This is a genomic window from Aquirhabdus sp., assembly GCF_046462495.1.
Taxonomy (GTDB): domain Bacteria; phylum Pseudomonadota; class Gammaproteobacteria; order Pseudomonadales; family Moraxellaceae; genus Aquirhabdus.
Genome location: NZ_JBKGVE010000012.1, coordinates 207,609 through 228,082, shown reverse-complemented (window position 1 = coordinate 228,082; position 20,474 = coordinate 207,609). Strand labels below are relative to the sequence as shown.

Here is a 20,474-nt window from a genome sequence, read left to right as displayed (position 1 = left end):
TACTCAATCTGGGGACGGTTATGAGCATTAACTATGGTTTGGCAGGCTTAATTGCACTGGGTTTATTGATTTATCTGATCTATGTCTTGATCAAACCGGAGGCGTTTTAATGAACATTCAAGCCTTAGGGCAAGTGACTCTCTTTTTGGTGGTGCTCTTTGCATTAGCACAGCCATTGGGTCGTTATTTAGTAGCAGCAATGGAAAAAGGACTGCCTGCAAAGGCGGCGTCAATTGAAACCAAATTATTTAGTGTCTTCGGCATTAAATCCGGTGCTGCACATGAGATGAATTGGATTTCTTATACGGTCGCGATCATTTTATTTAATTTGCTTGGTGTACTCGCGGTGTTTGGTATTCAAATGCTGCAAGGGCATCTGCCGTTTAACCCACAACATTTCGGTGCTCCAACATGGGATTCTTCACTCAATACTGCGGTTAGTTTTGTGACCAATACCGACTGGCAAGGCTATGGTGGCGAAAGCACGATGAGCCATTTTACCCAAATGACTGCATTAACTGTTCAGAACTTTGTTTCAGCAGCAACGGGGCTTGCAGTTGCTTTTGCGTTGATCCGCGGACTAGTACGTCGATCATCAAAGACTTTAGGCAATGCTTGGGTTGATATCTGGCGCGGTACGGTCTATGTGTTGGCGCCACTGTCAATCATCATCGCGCTACTGTTTGTTGGTCAAGGTGTGATTCAAAATTTCTCCCCAGACGTCTCTGTAGCCACTTTACAAGGTGCTAAGCAGACCTTGGCAATGGGTCCTGTTGCTTCGCAAGAAGCCATCATGATGCTTGGGACCAATGGCGGAGGCTTCTTTAATGCCAATGCTGCACATCCATTTGCGAATCCGACTCCTTTTAGTAATTTCATCCACATGCTCTCGATTTTCTTGATTCCGGCAGCATTGTGTTTTGCATTAGGCCGAATGAGTGGTGATCAGCGTCAAGGTGGTGTGATTATCGCTGCGATGACCTTGATGTTTGTCGTTGCCTTTGGCGTTGCTGTTCATGCGGAGTTGGCGGGAAATCCATTGCTTACCCATACCGATCAGGTTGCAAGTGCTTTGCAAGCTGGTGGAAATATGGAGGGTAAAGAAACCCGTTTTGGGATTGTGACATCATCATTATTTGCGGTCATTACCACTGCTGCATCCTGCGGTGCAGTGAATGGTATGCATGACTCCTTCACCCCAATGGGCGGTATGGTGCCGATGCTATTGATTCAGTTAGGTGAAGTCGTATTTGGTGGGGTGGGTGCTGGTCTGTACAGCATGTTGCTCTATGCTTTATTGGCGGTTTTTATTGCAGGTTTGATGATCGGTCGTACGCCTGAGTATTTGGGTAAAAAGATCGAAGCATTCGATATGAAAATGGTTGTGATAGGCATGTTAGTAACACCATTACTCGTACTGGTTGGTACTGCGATTGCTGTGATGACTGAGGCGGGCCGTGCGGGGATTGCGAATCCTCAAGCACATGGTTTTAGTGAGATTCTCTACGCATTTAGTTCGGCAGCCAATAACAACGGTAGTGCTTTTGGTGGTTTGTCTGCAAATACACCTTTTTATAATCTGACATTGGCATTTGTGATGTTCTTTGGGCGTTTTGGGATGATTGTGCCAGTGCTTGCATTGGCGGGCTCCCTAGCCAATAAACAACGCCTTTCAGTGACGGCTGGAACATTGCCTACACATACCTTGTTATTTGTATTTCTGTTGGTTGGCACGGTGATTTTGGTCGGTGCACTCACGTATGTCCCGGCGCTTGCGCTAGGTCCCATCGTTGAGCACGTCCAACTGGCACTTCATGCAGTGTCAGGTCAATAAGGTCAATCAGGAGAACAATGATGAATGCTTCAACTCATGATGTGCAACATAGCCATCAGACTCATGTAAAAAGCCGTAGTTTGTGGGATAAAGAATTACTGACCCCCGCGCTGATCAGCACTTTCAAAAAGCTGGACCCGCGGATTCAGTGGGCCAATCCTGTCATGTTTGTGGTCTATGTCGGTAGCTTGTTGACCACCGTATTGGCTGTTCAAGCGGCATTCGCACCAAGCAGTAGTTTTCTGCATGGTGAAGATACCTTTGGCTTTATTGCCGCAGTCACAGTCTGGCTATGGTTTACAGTGCTGTTTGCCAATTTTGCCGAAGCGATTGCCGAAGGTCGCAGCAAAGCTCAAGCGGCAAGTCTACGCAGCGCTCGTCAAGATGTCATGGCGAATAAAATCAGCAGTCCAATACGGACTTCTGTTGCGACCAAAGTCTCAGCAACCACACTACGTAAAGATGATTTTGTTTATGTGATTGCTGGTGAGGTGATTCCAGCCGATGGTGAGGTGGTTGATGGTATGGCATCAGTGGATGAGTCGGCTATCACAGGCGAGTCCGCGCCAGTGATTCGTGAAGCGGGCGGTGACTTTTCTGCAGTGACGGGTGGCACGCGTGTGCTTTCTGATTGGCTGGTCATTCGCGTTAGCAATAATCCGGGTGAAGGTTTTTTGGATCGCATGATTGCGATGGTGGAAAGCGCCAAACGACAAAAAACACCGAATGAGATTGCATTGACGATCCTGTTGGTTGCGCTGACATTGATTTTCTTGATGGCAGTTGTCACGTTGCTTCCGTTCTCAATCTTCGCCGTGCATGTCAGTCAGATGGGTACACCAGTCAGTCTGACCGTGTTGGTTGCTTTATTAGTGTGTCTGATTCCAACAACCATCGGTGGTTTGCTCTCTGCTATTGGCGTGGCTGGGATGAGTCGTATGATGCAGGCCAATGTAATCGCTACCTCTGGACGTGCGGTTGAAGCGGCGGGTGACGTGGATGTTTTGCTGTTGGATAAAACCGGAACGATCACCTTTGGTAACCGTCAGGCCTCTGCATTTTTTCCAGCACCTGGCATTACTCAAGAGCATCTGGCGGATTATGCTCAGCTTGCATCTCTTGCGGATGAAACACCTGAAGGTCGTAGTATCGTGATCTTGGCGAAGCAACTATTTAACATTCGCGAGCGTGATTTGCAGTCCTTGCAGGCAGTCTTTGTGCCATTCACTGCACAAACCCGCATGAGTGGCGTGGATCTGCCAAACCATCAAGCGATCCGTAAAGGTTCAGTCGATGCGATAGCCAAACATATCGAAAGTCTAGGTGGTCAAGCACTGCCTAAAGCCGTACGCCAAATGGCAGATGACATTGCTCGTCGTGGGAGTACACCGTTGGTCGTGGCTGATGGCAACGTGGCTTTGGGTGTCGTTGAACTCAAAGACGTGGTGAAGGGTGGTATCAAAGAACGCTTTGCTGAACTGCGTCAAATGGGGATCAAAACCGTCATGATCACGGGGGATAACCCTTTGACCGCGGCAGCGATTGCGGCAGAAGCGGGTGTAGATGATTTTATGGCCGAAGCTACGCCAGAGCAAAAACTGGCACGCATTCGTCAGTACCAAAGCGAAGGCAAACTGGTCGCCATGACGGGTGATGGTACCAACGACGCACCTGCATTGGCTCAAGCCGACGTCGCAGTCGCAATGAATACTGGAACGCAAGCGGCGAAAGAAGCTGGCAATATGGTGGATTTGGACTCCAACCCGACCAAATTGATTGAAATCGTGGAAACCGGTAAGCAAATGCTGATGACCCGTGGCTCACTCACGACCTTTAGTATCGCCAATGATATTGCGAAGTATTTTGCAATTATCCCAGCGGCATTTGCGACTACGTATCCTGCGTTGAATGCACTGAATGTGATGCATTTGGGTAGTCCGGCCAGCGCTATTTTATCAGCGGTGATCTTCAATGCACTGGTGATCATTGCCTTGATTCCGCTGGCGTTGCGCGGTGTGAAATATCGCCCTGTAGGCGCTGCAGCACTATTACGTCGTAATCTGGGCGTCTATGGTTTGGGCGGTATTATTATCCCCTTTATCGGGATCAAAGTGATTGATGTTGTGTTGAATTCAGCGGGCTTGATGTGAGTCGTAGATGCTGATCAACACCATTTAATAGATGCTTTAAGGAGTAAGTCATGAGTACGTTGACACAATCGATCCGTCCAGCAGCCAGTTTATTTGTCATCCTGACAATCCTAACGGGTCTTGCTTACCCACTCGTCGTGACCGGCATTAGCCAAGCGATTTTACCTGCATTGGCGAATGGCAGCTTGATTCAAAAAGATGGTCAGAATATCGGCTCAAATTTGATCGGACAAAGCTTTACCAACCCCGCTTACTTGTGGGGTAGACCTTCTGCAACTGCACCGACGACTTATAATGGTCAAGCATCTGGCGGATCTAACCTAGGCCCTTTAAACCCCGATTTGGCTAAAGCGGTCAATGAGCGGATCGCCACTTTGCAAAAAGCCGACCCGACCAATACCGCGCCTGTGCCGATTGATTTGGTCACTGCTTCAGGCAGTGGGTTAGATCCACAGATTTCGCCCAATGCCGCAAAATATCAAGCAGTGCGCATTGCACGGTTACGGGGTTTGACCGTGGCTCAAGTACAAGCTGTGATTGACAAAAATACTGAAGGTCGCCAAGCTGGATTATTTGGTGAGCCTCGGGTGAATGTGCTACAAGTGAACCTTGCATTGGATCAATTGTCTGTACTGCCTAAGTCGTAAATATTGTGTGGTGAGGACACTTAAAATCCTCACTACTCCCCCCCGAAGGGGGATTGGCGTTTTATGAAGTCAGTTGAATCAAAACAAACCAGAGTGCCCCTATGATTGAACGCCCCAATCCTGATGACTTGTTAGTCCGATTGCAACAAGCGGATGAACGTGCCAAGCGAGGAAAGCTAAAGATTTTCTTCGGTAGCTCGGCCGGGGTTGGGAAAACCTACGCAATGCTCGCGGCAGCCAGACGACAGCTTGCAGATGGCGTGGATGTGCTGGTTGGGGTGGTTGAAACACATGGTCGGCAGGAAACTGCAGCACAGCTTGAAGGGCTCATCGTACTGCCATTGCAACAAGTGGCTTATCGTGGGCAAACCCTCTTAGAGTTTGATTTAGATGGAGCGCTTGAGCGTCATCCCACTTTAATTCTGATGGATGAGTTGGCGCATAGTAACGCTGCTGGTTCGCGTCACCCCAAGCGCTGGCAGGATGTTGATGAGCTTTTAGATGCCGGTATAGATGTTTATACCACTTTAAATGTACAGCATTTAGATAGTCTGAATGATGTCGTAGGGCAGGTCACTGGCATCCGGGTACGTGAGACATTGCCGGATGCTTTCTTTGAAGGTGCTGATGATGTCGTCATGGTGGATTTGCCCCCAGATGAGCTCTTGCAGCGCTTAAGTGAGGGTAAAGTCTATCTGCCACAACAAGCAGCACGCGCTGCGAAGAACTTCTTCCGTAAGGGTAATCTAATCGCGCTTCGTGAGCTGGCACTGCGTCGCACTGCCGATCGTGTAGACGCACAAATGCGTGATTACCGCAGCACCGAATCCATAAGCCCGATCTGGCAGACCAATGAGCGAGTCTTGGTGTGTATTGGTGCTAATGCCAATGCTGAGCGCTTAATTCGCCGTGCAGCACGGCTTGCCAGTGCTTTGCGCAGTGAGTGGCAGGTTTTATATGTCGAAACCCCAGAGCTTTTAAGACTGTCAGAAGCTCAGCGGCATGAGGTTCTCGAGCGGATACGCTTGGCACAAAGTTTAGGCGCTACTGTTGAGACTGTAGCTGGTACGGATCTGGCCAAGCAGATAGTGGATTATGCCAAGCTGCATAACATCTCTCGGGTGATCATTGGGCGTTCTTCCGAGCGCCATTGGTTCCGTGGTAGAAACAGCTTGGTCAATGAGCTGGCGACACGTGCGGTCGGGATAGATCTGGTTCTGGTGGGTGATGATGAGGTTGTACCTGCCAAAGCGGAATTACCCGATTTTCCACTGTTTAACAATATTAATTTTTACTCGAAAGGGTATCTGTGGGCCATCGCAGGTTGTGCACTGGTCACGCTGGTTTTGACTGGTCTGACCTATTTGTTTGACCTTGCCAATGTGGTCATGCTCTATCTGTTGGTTGTGGTGGTGGTTTCAGCACGGTTTGGTCGTGGTGAAGGGATTTTTGCTTCGATCCTCAGCGTCTTTTGTTTTGATTTCTTCTTTGTGCCGCCGCATTTTTCTTTCACGATTGCCGATACGCAGTATTTGCTCACCTTTGTGATCATGCTGTTTGTTGCTTTAGTCATTGCAAATCTTGCCGCAAACCTGCGCTTTCAGGCGCGAATATCCACCCATCGTGAGCAGCGTGCCAATCGGCAGTCTACCTTTAGCCAGTCGTTGTCAGGTGCATTAACCGCAGGGCAGATTGCTCAAATCACGGTAGAGCAGGTGGCGCAAGTTTTTCACTGTCAGGTGGTACTGCTCTTGCCTGATCGTGAGGATAGTCTACATATTGCGCGTGACCAGCAAGAAAAAGTGATGGTTCTGACCCCTGAGCTTTCCGCTGGACTGGATATGGGTACTGCACAGTGGGTGTATGATCGTGAAACCGCCGCAGGGTTACAAACCAATACCTTACCCGCCAGCCCACTACTGTATCGTCCACTGCGCGCGCCAATGCGTACACGCGGCGTGTTGGGGTTATTGCCAAGCGATGTCAATGCACTGTTTCAACCCGAACAGCAGCGTATGCTTGACACCTTCGCCTCACAGATTGCTTTGGCACTGGAGCGAGTCCACTTCGTGGAAATTGCCCAAGAAGCGTTGATTCGCATTGAGGGCGAGCGCATGCGTGGCACGTTATTATCGGCGCTATCCCATGACCTACGCACTCCCGTCACAGCACTCGCTGGTCTGGCAAATACCTTAAACCGAGCCGATGTGACACCAGAGCAGCATAAGGAACTGGCGTTGGCGATTGAAGATCAAGCCGATGCGATCCATGCCTTAGTGATTAACCTGCTGGATATGGCAAAGCTGCAATCGGGTGGTTTAAATCTCAATCGACAGTGGGTGCCTCTGGAAGAGGTGATTGGCAGTGTGCTGCGTAGTATGAGCAGCCGTTTGGCAAAGCATCAGGTCACGACATCCATGCCTTTTGATTTGCCACTGGCACAAGTGGATGAACTGTTGATTGCGCGTATACTCAGTAATTTACTGGAAAACGCAGTGCGCTATACGCCTGCTAATAGTCATATTAATATCTCTGCGCGACTACATATTGCGGCTTCGCATCAACAAGAAATGGAGCTGGTTGTCAGTGATGATGGTCCGGGATTGCCAATTGGGATGGAAGAGAAAATCTTTGAGCGTTTCACCCGAGGGCAAGCCGAATCGGCAACGACGGGGATTGGCTTGGGATTAACCCTCTGCCGTGAAATGATTCAAGCGCATGGTGGAAGCATCCATGCCGAATCCAATATGCCTCATGGTGCAAAATTTATCGTGCGCTGGACCCAAGATTCACCGCCAGAGCCGCCTGAAAGTGAGCTCGATACCATTTAACGCAAGCTTTCGTTCATCATATCAACTTAATATGGAATACGAATACTTATGGATGCACCTAACATTCTTGTGATTGAAGACGAACCTCAGATTCGTCGTTTTGTCCGTACAGCACTGCAAGCCGAAGGCTGGCAAGTCTTTGAAGCCGAGCATGGTCAGCGTGGCTTGATTGAAGCGGCGACCCGTGCCCCCGATCTGGCGATTATCGATCTGGGTTTGCCGGATATGAGTGGCATCCACGTGATTCAGGATTTGCGCACATGGTCGGCGATGCCGATCATCGTCTTGTCTGCACGCAGTGATGAGAAAGATAAGATTGAGGCGCTGGATGCAGGGGCGGATGATTATCTGACTAAGCCGTTTAGTGTCGGTGAACTGCTTGCACGAGTCCGTGCCCATTTACGCCGCCGTGAGACGGGCAATGGCGCAACATCCCAATTTATCTTTGGCGATGTCGTGGTTGATCTGGCGCGGCGTACGGTTGAGCGTGATGGGCAACAGGTGCATTTGACCTCAACCGAGTATCGTTTACTCTCAGTACTGATTCGCCATGCTGGGCGCATACTGACCCATACCCAACTCTTGAAAGAAGTGTGGGGGCCGAATCATAGTGAGCATAGCCACTATGTACGGATCTACATGGCAAATCTACGTCAGAAGCTGGAGAAAGATCCGACTCAGCCCGAGTATTTACTGACTGAGATTGGGATGGGGTATCGGTTGATGGTTTGAGATAAGGGTGTCTAGTCTGGAGCTTTACAAGATTACTCTTTCTCCTCCCAGTGTCCCCCGATTAAGAGGTTTAATGTTACGTCAATAGTGGATTCGAATGCTCCTGCTTCTCCTGCAAGATAAGCCTCCTTCCACATTTTATAACCCTCTTCGAAGTCAGGTATTTTTGTTTTTTTGCGACGTAGCTCAGAGATACTCTTCTCTATAGCACTGTATTTGAAGGGTAGGTGAGGTATGTCTGTAACGGTGTTTCCCTTTAATGGATTTATTAGTCTGATCTTATCTACTCTGATATGAACAACTTTGCCTAGATGTGGATAGCTCTCGATCTTAAGAATAGTAATCGTTGAGTCTTCTTCATTAACTCTTGTTTTATATGCCCATACTTGGCCTTCTTGTAATTCAATGGCGAAAGAAGATGAGCAAACGAGAAGTAATAGGGAGAAAATAAAAATACGTATATAAGACATTCGCTCTATGGGGTTAAAGATCATTAGATTGTTAATATTCATTTATCATCCTTAATCAACCGTTTCCCCAAACAAACCACATCATCTTCTACATAACCCAAACCGTGATAAAACGCGATCACATCGGTATTTGACGTGCGGATTTGTAGGTTGATCTTCGGGCAGCCCATTTCTTTTAATAACCTTTCTGCTTCCAGTATAAGCTGTCGCCCATAGGCGAGTTTACGATACTCAAGGCTCACAGCCAGATAGTTCACCCAGCCGCGATGACCATCAAAGCCAATCATGGCTGTCGCCATCAGTTGCCCATCAATCTCACCGACAATAAAAAGTTCCGGTTGCACGTTAAGTTTACGTGCAATGTCCAGATGAGGATCATTCCACGGACGTGTTAGGCCGCAAGCTTGCCACAGTGCAATGACTGCGGACTCATCATCTGGGTGGAAGGGGCGAATCTTCATGGTGCTGTCTTTGAATTTAAAACCTTAGACAAACTTACTGACATCACCCAATCCTTCACGCACGACCACGGCTTCATCACCCGATAGGTCAATCACCGAAGTCTCACCCAGTGTCCCCATGCCGACATCAATAAAGACATCGATCAACTTCTCAAGCCGATCTGCAATCTCAAAGGGATCATCCAGCGGGGTTGTTTCATCAGGTAGGGTCAGAGTTGTAGTCAGCATTGGCTCGCCGAGTGCCTCAAGCAGTGCCTGACAGACCGGATTGGTCGGCACGCGAATCCCGATGGTTTTACGCTTCGGATGCATCAGCCGTTTTGGGACTTCGCTGGTTCCGGTCAAAATGAAGGTATATAAACCGGGTGTGTGATTCTTGAGTAAACGATAAGTAGCATTATCTACTTTGGCATAGGTTGAGATTTCAGAGAGATCACGACAGATCAACGTGTATTGATGCTGATCGGGGAGCCTACGAATGCGGGTGATGCGTTCAACGGCGTCTTTATTGCCGAGTTGACAGCCTATGGCATAGGTTGAATCTGCGGGATAGACAATGACATCACCCGCACGAATCCGTGCCGCTGCTTGTTGAATTAAGCGGTCTTGCGGATTTTCAGGGTGGACATAAAGATGGAGCATGATCAGTTATCCCGCTGCGTACCTCAACGCGAGGTACATCTTCATAAAAATCAGGTCAGGTGATTCACTTAGAGAAAAACTTGTCGACTTGATTCTATCGGATATTAAGCCTTTTATCGGGAATTGTCATATAAATGCTGATGATACGAGGGATTAGAAAAACCATATGTTCTAGTCCCTCAAAAGCAGTACGGGTTTTGATAAAACGTATTGTTAAAAACGATCCGTCGCCTCAACTAAAGCATCGGTGATGCCGACTTCAGAGAGCGAGTGCCCAGCATCCGCAATAATTTTAAGCTCTGCTTCAGGCCAAGCGCGATGCAGATCCCAAGCGCTCTCAGCAGGGCAGACGACATCATAACGCCCTTGCACAATGATCGCCGGGATATGGCGAATCTTATTGACCTGATTGAGCAGGTAGTTATCTTCAGTGAAGAAACCTTTATTGATAAAGTAATGACACTCGATACGGGCAAAGGCCTCAGCAAAGACATCATCGCCGTAATGTGCGATCACATCGTCATCAGGAATCAGTTTGGAAGTTGAGCCTTCCCATGTGGCCCAAGCCTTTGCTGCACTGCTGCGGATATGCGCATTGGTGGAGGTTAGGCGCTGGTAGTAAGCTTCCACCATATTGTGACGTTCAGTCGCAGGGATTGGTTTTAGATAGCCTTCCCATGCATCAGGATAGAGTCTGGATGCGCCATCTTGATAGAACCAGTCAATTTCGCGCTTACGTAAGAGGAATATCCCACGTAAGAAGAAGGCGGTGCAGGCATGCGGATGAGTAACGCCATAGGCTAATGCGAGGGTTGATCCCCATGAGCCGCCAAAAACCGCCCATTTTTCAATATGCAGGTGTTTACGCAGTTTTTCGATGTCTTCAACCAAATCCCATGTGGTATTTTCGCGGAGTTCTGCAAAAGGGGTACTTTGTCCGCAGCCGCGTTGATCAAACAGGATCACACGCCATTTTTGCGGATCAAAGTAACGAAGGTATTGTGGTTGTCCGCCACCGCCTGGTCCACCATGGAGAAACACCACAGGGCGACCTTGCGGGTTGCCCGATTCTTCATAGTGCAGCGTATGGAGGTCAGATACTTTGAGTTTATCAGTGCGGTAAGGGGTGATTTCTGGATACAGGGTACGCATAATTTTTCCACGAAAATGATTTTGACGTCACAGCTCTACATGAATGGCTAACAGAATAGTCGTGACATGATGTGAGCCTTGTCTTTCATTGGATTATTTGTGTTTTTTTTACTTTTTAGTATGTGCATTGCGTAATCCGAAATTCCCATTTTTTGTCATATACGCCATGAACCAAAATGTAAGGCAAATATATCTCATTTTTATGCCAATCTGCTTTGACACAGGGCGCGTAACTTTGTACAATTCGCGCCCTATTTGTGTTCGTTATGGGGTTTGACGTGGCAGAGACTCAATTGCCAAGCAGTAGTATTCTTACTGATCTTGCGTCCAATACCGTAAGTACATCGTCAAGTGCGATGTCGCCTCATGTGTTTCCAACACAAATAGAACCGTTCAAATGGGCGGAACTCGGATTTGTGTGGCAAGGGAGGGTTGAGTTATCGAGGTTTGCGCGTGTCGCAGCTGAGGTAGTTCCACCGCATGATCAGCAAACGATCGCCCTTGATTGTAAGTTGTATGTAGATGAGCGCCATATTGCTTGGCTTGATGCCACAATGTCGGCGACACTGCCATTGACTTGTCAGCGTTGTTTGAATCAGTTGGATTTTGTTTTAGATACACATGTTCATCTAGCAATGTTTACTGAAGAAAAATATGCTGAAAAGCTAGGCCGTGATAAAGACGAAATCGATTATGTGATTTTGAGCGAAGCTCAAGTTGCCCATGGTGCAGCCACGATCGATGTCCTCGATCTACTGGAAGATGAAATATTACTTGCGATGCCTTTGTCTCCAAAACATGAGCATTGTGAATTGAAAGTTGCTGGTGCTGTACAAGCGGACGAGGTGGTTACTGAACCAAAACGTAATCCGTTTGATGTTTTGGCTGGTTTGAAGCTTAAAGACTAGATGTTTTAAAGATCATATTTGTTCTTGTATAGCTGATTGACCTTGCGTTGTAAAAGTATGAACGCAAAGCCATTTTAGATTTTTTATGTACGATTTATTGCAAAGGAGGCTCTCATGGCCGTTCAACAAAACCGAAAAAGCCGCGCACGTCGTGACATGCGCCGTTCACATGATGCGTTGACCACTGCTGCGCTCAGCGTGGATCAAACCACTGGTGAAACACATCTGCGTCACCATGTGACCAAAGATGGTTTCTATCGTGGTCGTCAACTGTTCGCAGTTGCTGCAATCGACGAGTGATTTGATTCTTTTGCGGGAAAAAAACCGTTTTTATGCGGTAGATTTCTAATGCAGAATGAATTATTTCGTTTGCGTGAAAGCGAAAGATAGACTTGAAGCTGCTTGTTTATCTCATAGGAATGATCGATATCATGATCTCCTGTGAGTAAATAAGCGGCTTTTGTCGTTTTTTGCAAATACGGACCATTTTCTGTTGTGATAAATTGATGGATCATTTTTTTCTTAAATGGTTTCATTAAATTGAAGTAATACCGCGCGATCATACGGCTGTACTGTTTATATGTGGTGTTGAGGCATAGAAGACGTAGAGTGAAATATAAAAAATGATCAGTGTGCCTTTGATGGATATTCAAACTGTTATGACTGCATTCAATAAAACGACTACTGCTCAGCGTCGCACCAGAACCGCATTAGTCTTTCCGGGGCAAGGATCTCAAAAAGCGGGCATGCTGGCGGAGTTGGCACAACAATTCCCACAAATTACCGAAACATTCGCAGAAGCATCGACGGGTCTTGATTTTGATCTTTGGCAGATCGCACAAAGCGGTGAACGCTTAGACCAGACGGAATTCACACAGCCAGTCCTTTTAACAGCCAGTATTGCGCTCTGGCGTTTATGGCTGGACCTAGGTGGTGTTGCTCCTGTTGCCCTCGCGGGGCACTCTCTAGGGGAGTACTCAGCACTCGTTGCTGGCGGTGCGCTCAGCCTCATTGATGGTGTGCGTTTGGTTCATTTGCGTGGTCAGTTGATGCAGCAAGCCGTGCCACAGGGTACGGGGAGCATGGCTGCAGTACTGGGCTTGACAGATGAGCAAGTCGAAGCATTATGTGTCAAGGTGAGTCTGGACTCGGGCGAGATTGTTGATCCAGCAAACTATAATGCACCGGGGCAAGTGGTTATCGCAGGGCAAAGTAGTGCAGTGCAGGGTGTTGTTGCTTTGGCAAAAGAAGCGGGCGGTAAAGTGATTAATTTACCCGTCAGTGTCCCGTCTCATTGCCGTCTCATGCAGCCAGCGGCAGAGTCCTTGGCAGAAGTTTTGACCGCAACAGCAATAAAAATGCCGAATATCCCCGTAATACAAAATGCCAATGCACTGATTGAAGCAGATTTAGATCAGGTTAAAGCGGCCTTGATTAGCCAGCTGTACCGTCCTGTGCGCTGGACACAAACCTCGAAGACATTAGAGACGTTAGGGGTGAGTCAACTTGTTGAGTGTGGTCCGGGCAATGTTCTGACTAACCTTGCAAAACGGATGCCAACACCTATGGTATCCTACCCGATAGACACGCGTAGTCGTATGGACGATGCGTTGACCCATATCGCCGTTGCAGAAGGGAAGCTTGCATGAATGAAGTCGTAAACTCACAGCAATCGCGTCAAGTAGCGCTGGTGACCGGTGCTAGTCGCGGTATTGGCGCAGCAATTGCTGCACAATTAGTTGCTCAAGGCTGTTTTGTGGTCGGTACTGCGACCAGCGAAGCCGGCGCTAAGCAGATTGATGAGGCGCTAGGAGATTCTGGTGCAGGCCGAGTGCTTGATGTCCGTGATGTTGCCGCAATGGATGCGTTGCTCAAGTCCATTGAGGCTGATTTTGGTGCGATCAGTGTCTTGGTGAATAACGCAGGCATTACCAAAGACAATCTGCTGATGCGTATGTCAGAAGCCGATTGGCAAGACATTTTGCAAGTGCATTTGAATGCCGTGTTTCATTTGTCCAAAGCCGTGCTTCGCAATATGAGCCGTGCTCGTTTTGGTCGGATTATTAATATCACCTCTGTTGTCGCACAGATGGGGAATGCGGGTCAGGTCAATTATGCCGCTGCAAAAGCAGGGGTAGAAGGCTTTAGCCGCGCGCTAGCGCGTGAGATGGGTGGTCGTAACATCACTGTGAATTGTGTTGCTCCAGGTTTTATTGCCACAGATATGACCGACGTATTGGATGAAAAAGTCCGTGCATTCATGTTGTCTCAAATTCCATTGGGTCGCTTAGGTGAGGCTCGGGATGTCGCAGCAGCGGTTGGCTTTCTTGCCAGCGCACAAGCGGGGTATATCACTGGAACCGTACTGCCTGTAAATGGCGGAATGTATTTAGGTTAACTATTGATTACACAGGCAATCATTTAAAGTTGGCTGTGTTTTTTAAAAATGAATCCTGTGCTGTTTTGGTAACCTGTTCGTTGATTATATCTAGATACTTCAAGCAGTAACCCAATGATTGGTCATGTAAATTGCTTTGAGATCGCACTCAAATGTATTAAATTGACTGATTAGGGCAGATTCAGCAATTGTATTTTTTATTCTTTACTTTACACTAGCGTTTATCTAATTTTATTAAGATGCCACAACCAGAAGGAGATTTTCGGTGAGCGATGTCGAACAACGTGTCAAGGCTGCCGTAGCAGAACAACTCGGAATCCGTGTTGAAGAAATCAAGAACGAAGCATCGTTTATGGATGATCTGGGTGCAGATTCTCTTGATTTGGTTGAGTTGGTCATGTCTTTTGAGAATGATTTCAATATCACCATTCCTGATGAAGATTCAAGCGTAATCACTACTGTTCAATCAGCGATTGATTATGTCACTGCAAAATTAGCATAAGCATCGTTTTATAAGCTTTTCTTAGCTTTTAGAATTACATAGTCGAAATTGATTTGGCGACTATGCTAAAAACCGCATCTTTATCCATGCGGTTTTTTTACGCCAGTCTATATTCAATTTTACGAAATCCTCTGAGTTAGTCACTTAATCATCTAATAGAAGTGTGATGTGTATCTCATAAATTACATATTTACTGCATTATTTTTGCCAGTGAGTGCGTAGTCTAGTTTAGTCAGCGTTAGAGCTGATCCAAACTACAAAACAAATGGAGCGAAGAAAATGGGCGTATTTAGTTTTATTAAAGGCGTAGGCGAAAAGATTTTTGGTCACGATGAAGCCCCTGCAAATGCAGCACCTCCGGCAGCATCTGCGCAAGATATTGCCAATGCATTGTTGAAACGCGTGCTTGATCTGGGCCTAGGCATTGAAGGCTTATCTGTGACTTATAATACGGATACCGATACGGCAACTGTAGCGGGCACAGCAAAGACCCAAGCGGATCGTGAAAAAGTTATTCTTGCGATTGGCAATAACTCTAATGTTGCCAAAACAGTTGTTGATAACATTACAGTAGATAGTGGCGAACCAGAAAGCCAAATTTACGTGGTGAAATCCGGTGACACACTGTCGCATATTTCTAAAGAATTTTATGGTGATGCAAATCAATACAATAAAATTTTTGAAGCCAACAAACCGCTTCTGTCTAGTCCAGATAAGATTTATCCAGGCCAATCCCTGCGTATTCCTGCTTAATGATAGCTGCGTTATAAGCAAGTTGTAGATGTAAAAAAAGAGTGCCTTGCGCACTCTTTTTTTATGCTCTTGATTTAAGTTAATGCGTCATATCAATGCGTTTGGCTTTTTGCTTTTGCTCTTCAATTGCCCAAAGGATATGTTCATCAACAATGTCACCCAATTGACCTAAACGGGCATAGAGTGCGTTGAGAGTGGCTGGGTTGGCGGGTGCATTACCCAGACCGACAGCCACATTACGCATCAGATTGGCATAGCCTGTGCGCCGGAGTGGGCTTCCTTCAGTGAAGGATAAAAAGTCTTGCTCTGACCATTGCCACAAGTCGAGTAGGCTTAAACGGTCAAGCTGATGACGCGCCTGAAAATCAATTTCTGCTGAGAGTTTGGCAAAACTATTCCAGGGACAAATCAACTGACAGTCATCGCAACCAAAAACACGATTGCCGATTCCATGGCGTAAATCAATCGGAATGATGCCTTTAAATTCAATCGTGAGGTAGGCGATGCAGCGACGAGCATCTAATCGATAAGGGGCAACAATCGCTTGGGTGGGGCAAATGTCGATACAAGCAGTACATGAGCCACAGTGGGCTGTTGCAGGACTGTCGAAAGGTAAATTGAGATCTGTTAGCAGCTCACCCAGAAAAAAAAATGATCCCGCTTTTTTATTAATCAAAAGTGTATGTTTACCTGTCCATCCCAATCCACTGCGTTCGGCCAATGGTTTTTCTAGGATTGGCGCAGAGTCAGCAAATGGACGCCACTGGAAGGGTCCAATTTGCTCTTCTATGCGCAGAGCGAGTTGTTTGAGTCGTCCTCGCACCACTTTGTGATAGTCTCGTCCTTGTGCGTAGCGTGAAACGATGGCTTGATTGGGAGCTTCTGGGACGTAACGATGTGGAGGCGGTTCCGCGAGATAATTCATCTGTACACATAGCACACTGGTTGTGCCTTCAAGTAATAAGCTGGCATCTCCGCGCTTTTCGATATTTTCAGCGAGATAGTGCATATCCCCCGCAAAACCATCAGCCAGAAACTGCTTTAGAAAGGGTAACTGATCACTGACATTTGGGGAGGTAACCCCCAGATTAGCAAAACCCAATCTCTTCGCTTCGTGCTTTATCCATGCTTTTAACGCAATAGGATCATCGCGGAGGTCAGGATTACGAGGGAGCTTTGCGCGGGTCATGGATGTGATCTTAAGCGTACTGTGATATTCAGCGTTCTAAAAAGAGAAGTCATTGCAGTCTGTGTAATCAACCCGGCAAGCGCCAGCGACCGCGACCACGAGACATGCCTGTACTTTGCAGCATCAACATTTTGTTATTACTGCTCGCTGCATGGGCATGACAAATGGCTGTCGCGAGTGCATCCGCTGCATCCGCTTGTGGGGTAATGTTTAAGTTCAGTAAACGCATCACCATCATTTGGACTTGCTCTTTTTCAGCAGCGCCATAGCCCACGACAGAAAGTTTGATTTGACGGGCCGTGTATTCAGCCACGGAAAGATTTTTAACCACAACCGCAGTCATTGCTGCCCCGCGTGCCTGTCCAAGCTTAAGGGCAGAGTCAGGGTTGTTCGACATAAAGACTTGTTCGATTGCGGCTTCGGTGGGCTGGTAAAAATCCACTATACTGCTGATGCCTTCAAAAATGCGCTTTAAGCGTTCGGGCATGGTCGGCGTTTCTGTGCGTATCGTGCCGGCATCAATGAAAGTCAGCTTGTTGCCTTCCTTCTGGATGATGCCGTAGCCCGTTAGGCGGGAGCCTGGGTCTATGCCGATAATCAATGACATACAGATTACCTAGTGAAATTTTAGAATTAGCCCATATATTGACATAACCATCAGGGTAAATCATCAAAGTCAGCAGATGATTCTTGATCCCGCGTGATTATGGTACTGCGTTTAAGACGATATTGAAGTAATTAGTTTTAGGTATGACCTCTTTTAGGAAGATGAGAATGAATAAAGTCCTCTTGTGGTTGCTGCTTTTGCCGCCCATTGAGATTTTTTTATGGATTTGGCTTGCGCATTTTGTCAGTGGCTGGTGGATTTTTTTGTGGACGGTTGCCGCATTCTTTATCGGCGTCACGTTGATGCGGACAAGCTTAGCCAGTGTGATGCCCCAGCTACGTGGTCAACAGGGCGGTGCGAATTTTCAGTTAGACCCGAGTACGGATATTGCGGTCGCGTTATCACGGGCTTTAGCGGGTCTCTTGTTTGCAATCCCCGGTCTATTGTCTGATGTGTTTGCCGTTATTTTACTGTTGCCACCGATTCAACGCTGGGTGCAAAAGACCGTTGTGCAAGTATTGGCACGTCGTCAGCAAGCGATGATGGCACAAATGCAAAGTCAGGGTTTTGGTGGAAGCGTTTTTGGAGAAAGTCCCTTCGGAGACAGCCCTTTTTCATCGGGCGGTTTTGGTCAGCCTTCTCGCGGCACCGTTGTTGAAGGTGAGGCGCGAACGGTAGAACCCGCCATTGAGAAGCCAAAACAGATTGGACCTGCATCAGCCAATGATGAGTGATCAGAAGATTTGCTTGGACATATTGAACAGAGCCGCTCGTTGATCGAGCGGCATCCATGTCTGATTAGGCTTCGGTTCTATAGATTAAAATCGTTTTACCATTAGTTTTAATCGTATGTTGGTCTTCCAGCGTTTTGAGTACGCGACCAACCATCTCTCGAGAACATCCTACTAATTTACCAATCTCTTGGCGGGTAATGTGGATTTGCGTGCCTTCAGTTTTTGGAATGGCATCAGGCTGAGTCGAGAGGTCCAGTAAGCAACGTGCAATACGTCCAGTCACATCTAACACGGTTAGATCGGTGACTTTACGGGTCGTTTGCTTGAGACGAATCGATAATTGTGAGCAGATGTCGAAGAGCAACTCTGGGTAAAGCTTGGTAAATGAGAGAAATTGATCATAGCTGACTTCAACAATGTCACAACGGGAACGCGTGCGAACGAGCGCAGTACGAGTCGGTTGTTTTTCGAAAAGTCCCATTTCACCAAAGAACGAGCCTTCATTGAGGTAGGCGAGAACGATGTCACGCTTACCGGATTCTTGACTGATGATCGCGACAGACCCTTTGACGATAAAGAACATAGATGATGAGGTATCACCCTTGTTCACAACCGTGGTTCTAGCGGCATACGTTTTGATCGGAATGTGATTGAGCAGCGCATGCAATGACGGAGATAGATCCGCTGGCAGAGCCGGAGTATTACGCTTTTTGGTGGTGCTTGGAAAGTTGGTCATTTTGAAAAGTCACTAGATATGGAGAGGACAGGTTAGTGCCTCTGTGATTAATATCAGTTGATTAAAAAAGCGCGAATGGGGAATACATACAGGAACCTGCACCAATGAAATGGTGTGGGAAGCTCTTATAAACATCATCCTTGTTCGGCCTTCAAGTATCATCCCTCTGTCTTTTAACGTAAACTGATTTCCTGAGTTGACGCAATTTCTGAGCTGTTTTTTGCATCAGTGCTGCACAAACAAATCGCTCTTGGCAAAATCATATTTGAGCCATGATTTTGAATCACGGTTTGCTCATGTATGATCAGTGCTTTTGTATTATAGACCATAGAAGGATGCAACATGCAAGCAAGTATTCAGTGGGTTGGGGGCGTTGCATTTGATGCAAAGTCGGAAAGTGGGCACCAGGTCACAATGGATGGTTCACCAGCCTATGGCGGTGAAAATCGAGGTGCCAGACCGATGGAATTAATTCTACTTGGCTTGGGTGGTTGTGCCGCTTTTGACATCGTGACGATCCTCAAAAAAGCGCGTCAGGATGTCACCGATGTCCGCTGTGAGCTTAAAGCGGAACGTGCAGATGAGATTCCAGCAGTATTTACCAAGATCCATTTACACTTTACTGTGGTCGGTCATGGGGTCAAAGACAAGCAAGTCGAAAAAGCCATTCATCTGTCTGCAGATAAATATTGTTCTGCCAGTCGTATGCTCAGCCAAGGCGGCGTTGAAATTACTCACAGTTTTGAGGTGGTGGAAGACGCAACGGCACCACAATCTGTTTAAATTAAATCGTCGTTTCTTAAAGAAATCGCATAGGAATGCGCTGACCTTCCGGATGAGGGATATCGGCTTTAACCAAGGTGCGATGTAGCCATAGCTCAGCACGAGCAATGGCTTCTTGCAGCGATTGGCCTTGTGCGAGGCGCCCAGCAACGTTACTGGCCAACGTGCAGCCAGAGCCATGAAATTCTCCGTTGATTCTCGGCCAAACGGATTGTGTGATACAGACCGATTTTCCCTTAGCTTCACGTAAATATAGCCAGTGACGAATGCGATGTGCTTCATGCTCATGCGCGCCTTTGACCAAGATTGCACGTGCGCCGAGCTCAAAAAGGACCTGAACGGCATCTTCGATCTGTTGTTTCTGGCTAAGCGCTCTTAATTCAACCGTATTTGGGGTGATCAGAGTGGCAAGTGAGATGAGCGTCTTGAAGGCCGCAACGAGTGTCGCAGGATCACCTAAACTCCCCCCGCTATTCGCGACCAGCACCGGATCCAGTACATAAGGAATCTGCGGATTTTCTTCTAAAATTTTTGCCAAGACTGCAATATTTTCCGTGCTTCCGAGCATCCCCGATTTAATGGCTTGAACGGGCAAATCTCCCAACACTTTGCGTGCCTGCGCATCGAGAAGTTCGGGGCTGACCGTTTCAAAACCATAAACTTTTTGACTATCTTGAATCGTCAAGGCTGTACATGCTATGGCTGCATGACCACCCGCTGCTCCAATCGCTTCAATATCGGCTTGTAAACCTGCACCCCCTGAAGGATCTAGACCCGAAAAGCATAGTGTCGTTGGGCGCATAGATATTTTTGCCTGCTGATTCATGAGAGTGATCGATGTTTGAAAATGTTGTTAGAGATCAATATACCACTGTGATGGTTTGGTAGGGAATAGGGGTTCAATCTAGGAGATATTGTGTGGGCTGTATTGAAGTTCTGTATTTA

The 20,474-nt window shown here is 47.3% G+C and carries 22 protein-coding genes; 14 read left to right on the top strand and 8 right to left on the bottom strand.

Going from position 1 to position 20,474, the window contains the following annotated elements; genetic code table 11:
• Positions 1-20: 20 nt before the first annotated feature.
• The 6 genes from kdpF to kdpE all read left to right on the top strand — a co-directional run bounded on the left by kdpF (position 21) and on the right by kdpE (position 8,194).
• Positions 21-110 carry a K(+)-transporting ATPase subunit F gene (gene kdpF, locus ACLHG7_RS15415; protein ID WP_114898179.1) on the top strand — a complete coding sequence of 30 codons (90 nt, stop codon included), beginning with the start codon at positions 21-23 and terminating at the stop codon, positions 108-110.
• Positions 110-1,834: a potassium-transporting ATPase subunit KdpA gene (kdpA, locus tag ACLHG7_RS15410; RefSeq protein ID WP_410211859.1), complete on the top strand. Its 1,725-nt coding sequence runs from the start codon at positions 110-112 to the stop codon at positions 1,832-1,834. Before kdpF ends, kdpA begins: the two co-directional genes overlap by 1 nt.
• A gap of 20 nt (positions 1,835-1,854) precedes the next feature.
• Positions 1,855-3,984: a potassium-transporting ATPase subunit KdpB gene (kdpB, locus tag ACLHG7_RS15405; protein ID WP_410211858.1), complete on the top strand. Its 2,130-nt coding sequence runs from the start codon at positions 1,855-1,857 to the stop codon at positions 3,982-3,984.
• A 50-nt stretch (positions 3,985-4,034) separates the two neighbouring features.
• Positions 4,035-4,631, top strand: a complete 597-nt coding sequence (kdpC, locus tag ACLHG7_RS15400) for a potassium-transporting ATPase subunit KdpC (protein WP_410211857.1) — start codon at positions 4,035-4,037, stop codon at positions 4,629-4,631.
• Between the two features lie 101 nt (positions 4,632-4,732).
• The gene (locus ACLHG7_RS15395; RefSeq protein WP_410211856.1) at positions 4,733-7,462 is read left to right on the top strand and encodes a DUF4118 domain-containing protein; all 2,730 of its coding nucleotides are present in this window, start codon (positions 4,733-4,735) and stop codon (positions 7,460-7,462) included.
• Between the two features lie 48 nt (positions 7,463-7,510).
• Entirely contained in the window at positions 7,511-8,194 is a 684-nt protein-coding gene (kdpE, locus tag ACLHG7_RS15390; protein WP_410211855.1) for a two-component system response regulator KdpE, read from the top strand.
• Positions 8,195-8,226: 32 nt separating this feature from the next.
• On the opposite strand, the gene ACLHG7_RS15385 is transcribed toward kdpE, so the two are convergent.
• The 4 genes from ACLHG7_RS15385 to pip form a co-directional block, all read right to left on the bottom strand.
• Positions 8,227-8,706 carry a hypothetical protein gene (locus ACLHG7_RS15385; protein ID WP_410211854.1) on the bottom strand — a complete coding sequence of 160 codons (480 nt, stop codon included), beginning with the start codon at positions 8,704-8,706 and terminating at the stop codon, positions 8,227-8,229.
• Positions 8,703-9,125: a GNAT family acetyltransferase gene (locus ACLHG7_RS15380; protein WP_410211853.1), complete on the bottom strand. Its 423-nt coding sequence runs from the start codon at positions 9,123-9,125 to the stop codon at positions 8,703-8,705. The genes ACLHG7_RS15385 and ACLHG7_RS15380 overlap by 4 nt, the downstream gene beginning before the upstream one ends.
• 24 nt (positions 9,126-9,149) lie before the next feature.
• Positions 9,150-9,767 (bottom strand): L-threonylcarbamoyladenylate synthase, encoded by a 618-nt coding sequence (locus ACLHG7_RS15375; RefSeq protein WP_410211852.1) that lies wholly within the window; start codon positions 9,765-9,767, stop codon positions 9,150-9,152.
• Positions 9,768-9,980: 213 nt separating this feature from the next.
• A complete protein-coding gene (gene pip / locus ACLHG7_RS15370; protein WP_114898188.1) occupies positions 9,981-10,919 on the bottom strand; it encodes a prolyl aminopeptidase in 939 nt (312 codons plus the stop codon).
• Between the two features lie 356 nt (positions 10,920-11,275).
• Here pip and ACLHG7_RS15365 point away from each other — a divergent pair, with 356 nt between their 5' ends.
• The 6 genes from ACLHG7_RS15365 (at position 11,276) to lysM (ending at position 15,480) form a co-directional block, all read left to right on the top strand.
• Entirely contained in the window at positions 11,276-11,827 is a 552-nt protein-coding gene (locus ACLHG7_RS15365; protein WP_410212046.1) for a YceD family protein, read from the top strand.
• 114 nt (positions 11,828-11,941) lie between these two features.
• Positions 11,942-12,127, top strand: a complete 186-nt coding sequence (gene rpmF, locus ACLHG7_RS15360) for a 50S ribosomal protein L32 (protein WP_114898189.1) — start codon at positions 11,942-11,944, stop codon at positions 12,125-12,127.
• Positions 12,128-12,486: 359 nt separating this feature from the next.
• On the top strand, positions 12,487-13,476 hold the full coding sequence (gene fabD, locus ACLHG7_RS15355) for an ACP S-malonyltransferase (protein WP_410212045.1): 990 nt from the start codon (positions 12,487-12,489) through the stop codon (positions 13,474-13,476).
• Positions 13,473-14,225, top strand: coding sequence for a 3-oxoacyl-ACP reductase FabG (gene fabG, locus ACLHG7_RS15350; RefSeq protein WP_410211851.1), 753 nt, complete (start codon positions 13,473-13,475; stop codon positions 14,223-14,225). The genes fabD and fabG overlap by 4 nt, the downstream gene beginning before the upstream one ends.
• Before the next feature lie 265 nt (positions 14,226-14,490).
• Positions 14,491-14,727, top strand: a complete 237-nt coding sequence (gene acpP / locus ACLHG7_RS15345; protein WP_114898191.1) for an acyl carrier protein — start codon at positions 14,491-14,493, stop codon at positions 14,725-14,727.
• A 279-nt stretch (positions 14,728-15,006) separates the two neighbouring features.
• Positions 15,007-15,480, top strand: a complete 474-nt coding sequence (lysM, locus tag ACLHG7_RS15340; protein WP_410211850.1) for a peptidoglycan-binding protein LysM — start codon at positions 15,007-15,009, stop codon at positions 15,478-15,480.
• Positions 15,481-15,559: 79 nt separating this feature from the next.
• Here the strand turns inward: lysM and queG are convergent, their stop codons facing one another.
• Positions 15,560-16,669 carry a tRNA epoxyqueuosine(34) reductase QueG gene (queG, locus tag ACLHG7_RS15335; RefSeq protein ID WP_410211849.1) on the bottom strand — a complete coding sequence of 370 codons (1,110 nt, stop codon included), beginning with the start codon at positions 16,667-16,669 and terminating at the stop codon, positions 15,560-15,562.
• A gap of 67 nt (positions 16,670-16,736) precedes the next feature.
• A complete protein-coding gene (ruvC, locus tag ACLHG7_RS15330) occupies positions 16,737-17,276 on the bottom strand; it encodes a crossover junction endodeoxyribonuclease RuvC (protein ID WP_410211848.1) in 540 nt (179 codons plus the stop codon).
• 167 nt (positions 17,277-17,443) lie between these two features.
• Here ruvC and ACLHG7_RS15325 point away from each other — a divergent pair, with 167 nt between their 5' ends.
• A complete protein-coding gene (locus ACLHG7_RS15325) occupies positions 17,444-18,010 on the top strand; it encodes an FxsA family protein (RefSeq protein WP_410211847.1) in 567 nt (188 codons plus the stop codon).
• Between the two features lie 64 nt (positions 18,011-18,074).
• Here ACLHG7_RS15325 and crp read toward each other — a convergent pair whose 3' ends face one another.
• A complete protein-coding gene (gene crp, locus ACLHG7_RS15320) occupies positions 18,075-18,746 on the bottom strand; it encodes a cAMP-activated global transcriptional regulator CRP (protein ID WP_114898196.1) in 672 nt (223 codons plus the stop codon).
• Between the two features lie 342 nt (positions 18,747-19,088).
• Between crp and ACLHG7_RS15315 the strand changes: the two genes are divergently transcribed.
• A complete protein-coding gene (locus tag ACLHG7_RS15315) occupies positions 19,089-19,529 on the top strand; it encodes an OsmC family protein (protein ID WP_410211846.1) in 441 nt (146 codons plus the stop codon).
• Between the two features lie 16 nt (positions 19,530-19,545).
• On the opposite strand, the gene ACLHG7_RS15310 is transcribed toward ACLHG7_RS15315, so the two are convergent.
• Positions 19,546-20,331 (bottom strand): hydroxymethylpyrimidine/phosphomethylpyrimidine kinase, encoded by a 786-nt coding sequence (locus ACLHG7_RS15310; RefSeq protein WP_410212044.1) that lies wholly within the window; start codon positions 20,329-20,331, stop codon positions 19,546-19,548.
• Positions 20,332-20,474 lie beyond the last annotated feature (143 nt).

Bases quoted from the DNA above. Each gene is read 5' to 3' on its own strand.
- kdpF (WP_114898179.1), top strand. From the start codon at position 21: ATGAGCATTAACTATGGTTTGGCAGGCTTAATTGCACTGGGTTTATTG.
- kdpA (WP_410211859.1), top strand. From the start codon at position 110: ATGAACATTCAAGCCTTAGGGCAAGTGACTCTCTTTTTGGTGGTGCTC.
- kdpB (WP_410211858.1), top strand. From the start codon at position 1,855: ATGAATGCTTCAACTCATGATGTGCAACATAGCCATCAGACTCATGTA.
- kdpC (WP_410211857.1), top strand. From the start codon at position 4,035: ATGAGTACGTTGACACAATCGATCCGTCCAGCAGCCAGTTTATTTGTC.
- ACLHG7_RS15395 (WP_410211856.1), top strand. From the start codon at position 4,733: ATGATTGAACGCCCCAATCCTGATGACTTGTTAGTCCGATTGCAACAA.
- kdpE (WP_410211855.1), top strand. From the start codon at position 7,511: ATGGATGCACCTAACATTCTTGTGATTGAAGACGAACCTCAGATTCGT.
- ACLHG7_RS15385 (WP_410211854.1), bottom strand. From the start codon at position 8,706: ATGAATATTAACAATCTAATGATCTTTAACCCCATAGAGCGAATGTCT.
- ACLHG7_RS15380 (WP_410211853.1), bottom strand. From the start codon at position 9,125: ATGAAGATTCGCCCCTTCCACCCAGATGATGAGTCCGCAGTCATTGCA.
- ACLHG7_RS15375 (WP_410211852.1), bottom strand. From the start codon at position 9,767: ATGCTCCATCTTTATGTCCACCCTGAAAATCCGCAAGACCGCTTAATT.
- pip (WP_114898188.1), bottom strand. From the start codon at position 10,919: ATGCGTACCCTGTATCCAGAAATCACCCCTTACCGCACTGATAAACTC.
- ACLHG7_RS15365 (WP_410212046.1), top strand. From the start codon at position 11,276: ATGTCGCCTCATGTGTTTCCAACACAAATAGAACCGTTCAAATGGGCG.
- rpmF (WP_114898189.1), top strand. From the start codon at position 11,942: ATGGCCGTTCAACAAAACCGAAAAAGCCGCGCACGTCGTGACATGCGC.
- fabD (WP_410212045.1), top strand. From the start codon at position 12,487: ATGACTGCATTCAATAAAACGACTACTGCTCAGCGTCGCACCAGAACC.
- fabG (WP_410211851.1), top strand. From the start codon at position 13,473: ATGAATGAAGTCGTAAACTCACAGCAATCGCGTCAAGTAGCGCTGGTG.
- lysM (WP_410211850.1), top strand. From the start codon at position 15,007: ATGGGCGTATTTAGTTTTATTAAAGGCGTAGGCGAAAAGATTTTTGGT.
- queG (WP_410211849.1), bottom strand. From the start codon at position 16,669: ATGACCCGCGCAAAGCTCCCTCGTAATCCTGACCTCCGCGATGATCCT.
- ruvC (WP_410211848.1), bottom strand. From the start codon at position 17,276: ATGTCATTGATTATCGGCATAGACCCAGGCTCCCGCCTAACGGGCTAC.
- ACLHG7_RS15325 (WP_410211847.1), top strand. From the start codon at position 17,444: ATGAATAAAGTCCTCTTGTGGTTGCTGCTTTTGCCGCCCATTGAGATT.
- crp (WP_114898196.1), bottom strand. From the start codon at position 18,746: ATGACCAACTTTCCAAGCACCACCAAAAAGCGTAATACTCCGGCTCTG.
- ACLHG7_RS15315 (WP_410211846.1), top strand. From the start codon at position 19,089: ATGCAAGCAAGTATTCAGTGGGTTGGGGGCGTTGCATTTGATGCAAAG.
- ACLHG7_RS15310 (WP_410212044.1), bottom strand. From the start codon at position 20,331: ATGCGCCCAACGACACTATGCTTTTCGGGTCTAGATCCTTCAGGGGGT.